The 7,941-nt window shown below is 41.2% G+C and carries 5 protein-coding genes and 1 pseudogene; 1 reads left to right on the top strand and 5 read right to left on the bottom strand.

All coding sequences use genetic code 11. The features are described 5' to 3' along the window. Window positions 1–241 precede the first annotated feature (241 nt). The gene (locus FTV09_RS16305; protein WP_078193062.1) at window positions 242–820 is read left to right on the top strand and encodes a DJ-1/PfpI family protein; all 579 of its coding nucleotides are present in this window, start codon (window positions 242–244) and stop codon (window positions 818–820) included. A gap of 108 nt (window positions 821–928) precedes the next feature. Here the strand turns inward: FTV09_RS16305 and FTV09_RS16300 are convergent, their stop codons facing one another. The 5 genes and pseudogenes from FTV09_RS16300 to FTV09_RS16280 form a co-directional block, all read right to left on the bottom strand. Then, window positions 929–1,372 carry a hypothetical protein gene (locus FTV09_RS16300; protein ID WP_257222928.1) on the bottom strand — a complete coding sequence of 148 codons (444 nt, stop codon included), beginning with the start codon at window positions 1,370–1,372 and terminating at the stop codon, window positions 929–931. 150 nt (window positions 1,373–1,522) lie between these two features. Next, window positions 1,523–2,368, bottom strand: a complete 846-nt coding sequence (locus tag FTV09_RS16295) for a hypothetical protein (RefSeq protein WP_180058890.1) — start codon at window positions 2,366–2,368, stop codon at window positions 1,523–1,525. Between the two features lie 94 nt (window positions 2,369–2,462). Beyond that, complete coding sequence (locus tag FTV09_RS16290) at window positions 2,463–3,434, bottom strand: hypothetical protein (protein ID WP_180058889.1); 972 nt, start codon at window positions 3,432–3,434, stop codon at window positions 2,463–2,465. 251 nt (window positions 3,435–3,685) lie between these two features. After that, on the bottom strand, window positions 3,686–7,612 hold the full coding sequence (locus FTV09_RS16285; RefSeq protein ID WP_180058888.1) for a type I secretion C-terminal target domain-containing protein: 3,927 nt from the start codon (window positions 7,610–7,612) through the stop codon (window positions 3,686–3,688). A gap of 224 nt (window positions 7,613–7,836) precedes the next feature. Next, a pseudogene (locus FTV09_RS16280) lies at window positions 7,837–7,941 on the bottom strand (IS5/IS1182 family transposase); the annotation flags it as partial.

The following is a 7,941-nucleotide window of genomic DNA, read 5'->3' as shown; positions in this document are numbered from 1 at the left end:
GTTCCACTTTAGATATTTGTTTAAGATGAGATGTAACTCATTGAAATGTGTCATCATATTCGTCGTCAGAAAACAAGTATTATGCCATTATTTCAATGAGTTATCTTTTTTTGTCGTGTACAAAGAAATCTAAATAAAAATATACAACTAAAGAATTTACAGCCTGCTTAAAACTGTCATTTCAATATGCTAAGGTAAATGAAAAATTGATATAAATCATATTTCAACAGAGGGTTACATTATGTCAAAACAAATTCTTATGCTTGTAGGTGACTATGCTGAAGACTACGAAACCATGGTACCTTTTCAGTTTTTAGTTGGTCTTGGTTATACCGTTCATGCCGTTTGCCCTGACAAAAAAGCCGGTGACAACATTGCCACAGCGATTCATGATTTTGAAGGTGAACAAACCTATAGCGAAAAACGCGGTCATAACTTTGCCATTAACTATGACTTTGATGCAGTTAACTCAGATAACTATGTCGGCTTAGTGATTCCGGGTGGTCGTGCACCTGAATATTTACGTATGAATGCACGTGTGATTGAAATCGTACGCGAATTTGACGCAGCGAAAAAACCGATTGCAGCGGTTTGTCATGGTGCGCAAATTTTGGCAGCAGCCAATGTACTGAAAGGCCGTACATGTTCCGCTTATCCTGCATGTGCCGCCGAAGTTAAACTGGCTGGCGGTCAGTATGCAGATATTGCAGTCACGGATGCAGTGACCGACGGTCATTTAGTTACTGCTCCTGCTTGGCCTGCTCACCCTGCGTGGATGGCGCAATTTGTTAAAGCATTAGGCGCGACGATTACCATTTAATGCTTGAGTCACGAAACTAAAACGCATTGGATCATCATCCATTTAGGGTGAATCCATATAAAATGCTCCTTGTATAAAAGGAGCATTTTTTATTTACTCAAAATAAAATTAACGAACCACACCTAACTTATTCCAAATTTCTGGGGTTAAAAATTTGGTCACCAATTTATTCAAATCGACATAACGCAGTACGCCTTGTAATTGTTGTTTAATTTCAGGCGTCTTTAATATTTCATCCCCAGTAATACTACCAAGCTCTTGAAAACTTTCGCCTACAGCCTGTAGACCATCGGCTTTAATTACGGCCTGCGTTTGCGTAGAACATTGCTCAACCAAGATTCGTTGCATCACTTGAGCTAGATTTTTATCGAGTTGCGTTTTTTGCGCATCACTGACATTACTGTATTGTTTTAAATCTGGATGTGCTGCCAAAGCAGAAAAGGTCCATTGTAGAACCGCCGTTTTATCTGCGGCAGTGGTCGATTTTACTAAACATTGACTGAGCTGATCGACCGCCGGACTCGCTAAACTCACTTGCGTCGTCCCAAGCATCGTGAGCGTCAATAAAGTCAAACCTGCTGGTCGTGAAAAACGTAGATGTAATTTTTTAGATAAACCGTAAGCCATAGACCAAACTCCCAAAACTTGAGTCACCTTTGTATCATGAAGTGCTGTATTTGCTGTTTGGTCTATGTAACTCAACTATTCATTTTTGCTAGTCGGTGCATAGATGAGAGGATGAATCGTTGGCCTTCTATTCCAATACCAGTAAAAATGTCCGTGGGTATCGAGCAAACTATGGGTGGTCAATGTCGATTTATTGCCATCCCCTCGCCAACATGCAAGTGCTGCGTTACGATTATTATGGAGGTCAATAAACTCAGGATTCGAATACTTTGGCTTCGCAGGAATGTAGAGAACATCTCCCGGATTAACCCATAAATCTGCCAAGTAAATCTTGCCTAGATTTGGGAAATAGCGTCCTACTGAGATGACTAGTTGCAAATGATCCTGATCTGTCGCGCTAAAAATATGAGGAAAGTCATGGTGTTCTAAATCTGTAGCTACAAAAGGAAATAGGGTTTTTCCACTACAATCAGGCTTCCCACCATCCAGATAGGCAAAACAATGACCTGCCATCATGCCATATTCATAATGAATCTCTGACAGTCGTTTTTGATTTGAATGAATCTGAATCGCTTCACCTGCCTGAACTAAGGTGATACCAAAAGCTGCCGCGTTTTCTTTGCTTGCCACCAATGGCATAAACTCGAAGTGTTGCCCTTCAAATTCAAGCTCCGTTTGCTCCCCCCAATTGGTAATTTTAGTCGAAATTTCGGAAGGTACATCGTAGGGATTTCCCATCGTCATTTTCGCATTGGTGGCTGACTCTGTAATTAAATGAATCCCCGCCCCAAGTGACGCTAAATATGTTGGATGCCCTCGATCATTCAAAAAGAAGGGTGTTTGCTCGATATTGACTGCAATCTCTGTCAATTCTCGGTCAAATAATGGTGCATTAAAATAAGTTTCATTTACTGAACTCATGGTTTTTCCTTATTATTTTTAAAACTTTATCTGAGTACATGATTGGATCAGGATAAAAGCTTATTTCCCCAAATGGCTTTTATCCTGTTGAGGTTTATTTCATACGATTCAACATATTTTTTGCCCCTGCATGGTTATAGTTGGTCGCTAAGTTTTGTAGGATGCCTTTTGCTCTTGCATTGGCGTTTGGATAACTTTTGCTATAAGCAGGCACTGATGTTAAGCATTTTGCAACGAGCATGCCTGATTCAGCATAGGCTCTATTGGCATTTGCACCATTTAATTTGCCATAGCTATAAGCGCGCTGTGCATTATTACAAGCGGTGACTTGGTTTTTACCCGCATTTAAGTCGCGTCGAGCATTCACATATAAACGCATTTGTATCTGCTGAGATGTTTCAGCTACCGGCTTCGCCGCTGGTTTATTTTCAGGCTCTTTGGCTTTAGCTTCTTTTTTAGTCTCTACTTCTTTTTTTGCTTCATCTTTCGCATTGCTTTTTGTTGTCGTTGCCTTTGCTTTGCTTGATGTTACTTTTTTAGCTACGTTTTCTTCTTGTTTATTATAATTTTTGCGACGTTCATCGGGTCCAATGATTGCTGTATACAAACTGACTAAGCGGGTTTCAGAACGGTCATTTGATTTACGCTCTGAAACGGGTTCAATAGCAACCATCCAGCGCTGTCCATCTGCCTGACTACACTGAAATACACCTGTGCCCTGTTTTATACTGCTATAGGTCGCTAATAATTTACGACTCCATGCATTTTTGACTTGGTTCAAATTGCTTTTATTCAGTTGAATAAATTTGCCATTTTTGGCTTGGCAGTAACTGCTCATATTTTGCTTGGGTATGAGTGATTCTGCTTCCATATTTTTCTTTTGTGGCCCCCAATCATAGACGTATTCTTTAGCCTTTCCATTTGCGCTATTTAGCCCTTTTTGATTGATCACTTCTTGTGGTGATGCATAATGATTAAATGAATTTGGGTTTAAACTCTGCATGGTTGTACAACCATGTAATGCAAATCCAATACTCCCCACCCATAAAATTGCCTTTAAATTCACAGCAAAAATCTCAAAAAATTCACCCTTAAAAAATAGCGTAATTTAGTGCCTTCCACAATTTTATAATCTTGATTTTATTTATTATTTTTATAATTTTAATCACTAAAATCGCATGCATTTGAGATGTATACACATTTTATTCATTTTAATTTGATGAGTTTCACATTTTATTTGAATCTAGCGGTGTTTATGAAGAAAATAAAAAAGAGCCTCCGAGGAGGCTCTTTTCTGATTGCTTAAATTCTATTTAATTAGAATAAAAGCTGGTTATTATCTAACAATTCTTGAAGTGTAGTATTTACATTTTTCAATGTAAGCAACTCAGTTTCAGTATATGTCGAATCAGTAGCACTACCATCACGATCAATACGAATCACAGTATCATTACCAGATGTATTAACTTTAATATAATTACCAACATAATTACTGTCAGTAGCTAACTTACTTAATCCATCTTGCAATAGAGCATTTACATCAATTCTATCACCCTCTGTTAAACTGAAATCAGTCCAAGTATCGTGACCATTTCCACCCGTATCATCTGTCTCTGCACCGACTAGCATACTAAAGACAACAGTATCTGCACCAGTTCCCATAAAGTATGTATCAATACCTGTAATTGTATCTTCACCATTCACAGGATTAATAATTGGAGCATCAGGCGCAACGATATCTTTAATATTAATAATTAAATTAGCATCATCTGTTCGAATACCATCTGAAATAGTATAAGTAAAGGTCTCTGATTTTCCAGAAGATTCTTTTAATCCATTACTGATATAAGTAAATGTACCATTACTTTCAATACTTAAACTTCCATATTGTCCTTGAACTATAGTCGGAACACCCGCTATAACATCCACTCCATTTATTTGAATCACTGTTGATGTATTTTCAGAAATATCATTTTCTAAAACATTATTTGTGAGTTCCAAATTACTAAAATGGATTTCTTCACCTATGGCCGTTATATCTGTCTTTTTCAAAATAGATATTAAGTTATCAACTAAAGCATCCGCTATTGCATCAAGAATTGGATCAATCACACCACCTAATAATGTCTTAACCAATGGAATCGCTGTCACAGCACCAACAATTTGACCTACGCCCAAGGTATCAGCAGTCAATAACAATGGCGCTAAAACTCCTTTTACTGCAGTACCAAGTCCAATGAAGTTGCCATTTAAAGCAATTTCTACTGCATTCAACACAGCATCTTGATTATCTTTACCAAGCAAAATGCCATTTTCACCTAATTCCTCTAGTGATAAATCATCCACCAGTGAACGAATAGCACTTTCATCATTTGCTACAATTGCTTTATATTCACCTTCAGGTAAATTTTTAAGCTCTAAAGCTACAGTGTTACCATCATCAACCACTCCTAAGATATCTAAACCTAAAGCATCTGCTATAAGCCCATCTTCCACTGTTGCGACTGTAATAGTTTTCCATGAACCATCAGCTTGCTTTTGTACAACATGAACACTAAAGCCCGAAGCAACGGCAACCAAATCACTTTGGCTTACTGTTATCGTTACATTGCCAGTATGACCTTTTCCTTGATCTGAAACTTTGTTCGGTACACTAAACTCAAGGCCAGCAGCATCATTATTGATTAAACCTAAATCAATTACAGCAAGTTCACTGACTTCTTTAACTTCATCCCATGGACTGGTTTCTATCGAGCCTAAATCAAGCTCAATTTCATCATCTATTGCGTCCAGTAATGTTACAGCAGGAATTTCTAATGCTGCTATCGCATCAATACGATCTTGGAAATCGCCTTTGGCGTCTTGCACTGCTGCAGGTGCCGATGGTAAGGCATCCACTGCTTCTTGTGCTGCGTCTTTTGCGGCATCAACAATTGCTTGTAATGCTGCAAGTTCAGCTTCAGCAGCTGCATACTCTTCTGGCGTAATCACACCATTACTGTTGGCATCCGTTAGGTTTTCCAGAATCTCTTGTTGCGCTATTCGTGCATCTTCTGCCGCTTTCACTGCCGCTTCTGCATCCGCAATCAACGTATCAACTGCATCATCAATACCATTGTCATCGATATCTGTGACTGCTGGAATTTCTAATGCTGCTATCGCATCAATACGATCTTGGAAATCGCCTTTGGCGTCTTGCACTGCTGCAGGTGCCGATGGTAAGGCATCCACTGCTTCTTGTGCTGCGTCTTTTGCGGCATCAACAATTGCTTGTAATGCTGCAAGTTCAGCTTCAGCAGCTGCATACTCTTCTGGCGTAATCACACCATTACTGTTGGCATCCGTTAGGTTTTCCAGAATCTCTTGTTGCGCTATTCGTGCATCTTCCGCGGCTTTCACTGCCGCTTCTGCATCCGCAATCAAGTCATCAATAACATCCGCGATACCGTTGCCATCCGTATCTGCATCATTCACTGCTGGAATGGTGATATCCGTCAAGGCATCCAAACGATCTTGCAAGCCATCTTTGGCATCTTGCACTGCTGCCGGTGCCGATGGTAAAGCATCCACTGCATCTTGGGCTGCATCTTTCGCTGCCTGTGCATCGGCTAGGTTTTCGGTTAACGCATCTACTTCTGCTTGGCTATAAACACCATCATTGTCCAATGCTGCTTTCAGGGCATCATCTGCCGCTTGATAAGCGTCTTCCGCGGCTTTCACTGCCGCTTCTGCATCAGCAATCAAGTCATCAATAACATCCGCGATACCGTTGCCATCCGTATCTGCATCATTCACTGCTGGAACGGTGATGTCCGTTAAGGCATCAATTCGGTCTTGCAATGCATCTTTGTCCGCGCTGTCTGGCAAGGCATCCACTGCATTTTGGGCTGCATCTTTAGCATCTTGCGCATCTTTTAAGGCATCTTCTAAAGCAGCTTTTTCTTCAGGTGTGATTAAGCCATCTGCATTCGCATCAGTGAGTGCATCTTCTGCTGCTTGATACGCATCTTCTGCTGCTTCAACCAGATCTGTGGCTAAATCAACTGGATTTTCTGTGCTGTCATCGACTCCGTTTTCATTGGCATCGTTCACTGCTGGAATAGTGATATCCGTTAACGCATCAATGCGGTCTTGGAAGCCATCTTTGGCATCTTGCACGGCTGCAGGTGCCGATGGTAAGGCATCTACCGCATCTTGCGCTGCGTCTTTGGCGTCTTGTGCCGCTTTGAGTGCTTCTTCAAGTGCAGCTTTTTCGGTTGGGGTGATTAAGCCGTTTGCATTGGCTTCTTCTAATGCATCTTCTGCGGCTTGGTAGGCATCTTCTGCGGCTTTTACTGCCGCTTCGGCATCGGCAATTTGTGCATCCACTGCATCATCAATGCCATTGCCATCGGTATCGGTGACCGCTGGAACGGTGATGTCCGTTAAGGCATCAATTCGATCTTGCAGTGCATCTTTGTCCGCGCTGTCTGGCAAGGCATCCACTGCATTTTGTGCTGCATCTTTAGCATCTTGCGCATCTTTTAAGGCATCTTCTAAAGCAGCTTTTTCTTCAGGTATGATTAAGCCATCTGCATTCGCATCAGTGAGTGCATCTTCTGCTGCTTCAACCAGATCTGTGGCTAAATCAACTGGATTTTCTGTGCTGTCATCGACTCCGTTTTCATTGGCATCGTTGACCGCTGGAATGGTGATATCCGTCAACGCATCCAAACGATCTTGGAAGCCATCTTTGGCATCTTGCACTGCTGCAGGTGCCGATGGTAAGGCATCTACCGCATCTTGCGCTGCGTCTTTGGCATCTTGTGCCGCTTGGAGTGCTTCTTCAAGTGCAGCTTTTTCGGTTGGGGTGATTAAGCCGTTTGCATTGGCTTCTTCTAATGCATCTTCTGCGGCTTGGTAGGCATCTTCTGCGGCTTTTACTGCCGCTTCAGCATTGGCAATTTGTGCATCCACCGCATCATCAATGCCATTGCCATCGGTATCAGTGACCGCTGGAATCTCGATATCTGTTAAGTTATCTAAACGGTCTTGTAGGCCGTCTTTGTCTGTACCATCTTTTAAAGCATCAACAGCTTTTTGAGCAGTATCTTCTGCAGCTTTAGCATCAGCAAGTGCTTGCTCAAGTTTTGCCTTTTCCTCAGGGGTAATTAATCCATCAGCTTGTGCATCGGTCAAAGCATCCTTTGCGGCTTTGTTCGCATCTTCTGCTGCTTTAACCGCCTTTTCCGCTGCATCAAGCAATTGACTTGAATTATTAGGACTCGATGAACTATCAGAGTCGTTATTTGCCCACCCTAAAATGCCACCTGCAGTTGCAATTGGTATTAACCAAGCCCATAAACCGGCAGTAGTATCTGAATAAAGTAAAGGATTGATCTCTTCTATAGGATTATAATTAATCTCTAAAAAACCGACCGCATTATCCCCTGTTTCTAAAATATATAATAGATCTCTTGCGAAAGTCGTTATTGCAAGTTCATCCGGTTTACCAGTGCAGCGATTAAGTTAATGCGTAAACCGAATCTTTTCCGTCTATTTCGATAGCGTTCACTTAGTATTCTAAATCTTTT

Origin of the sequence: Acinetobacter sp. YH12227, assembly GCF_013417785.1 — a bacterium.
GTDB classification, from domain to species: Bacteria; Pseudomonadota; Gammaproteobacteria; order Pseudomonadales; family Moraxellaceae; genus Acinetobacter; species Acinetobacter gandensis.
The sequence above is the reverse complement of the archived record's forward strand: the minus strand, read 5'-3'. Positions and strand labels throughout refer to the sequence as shown.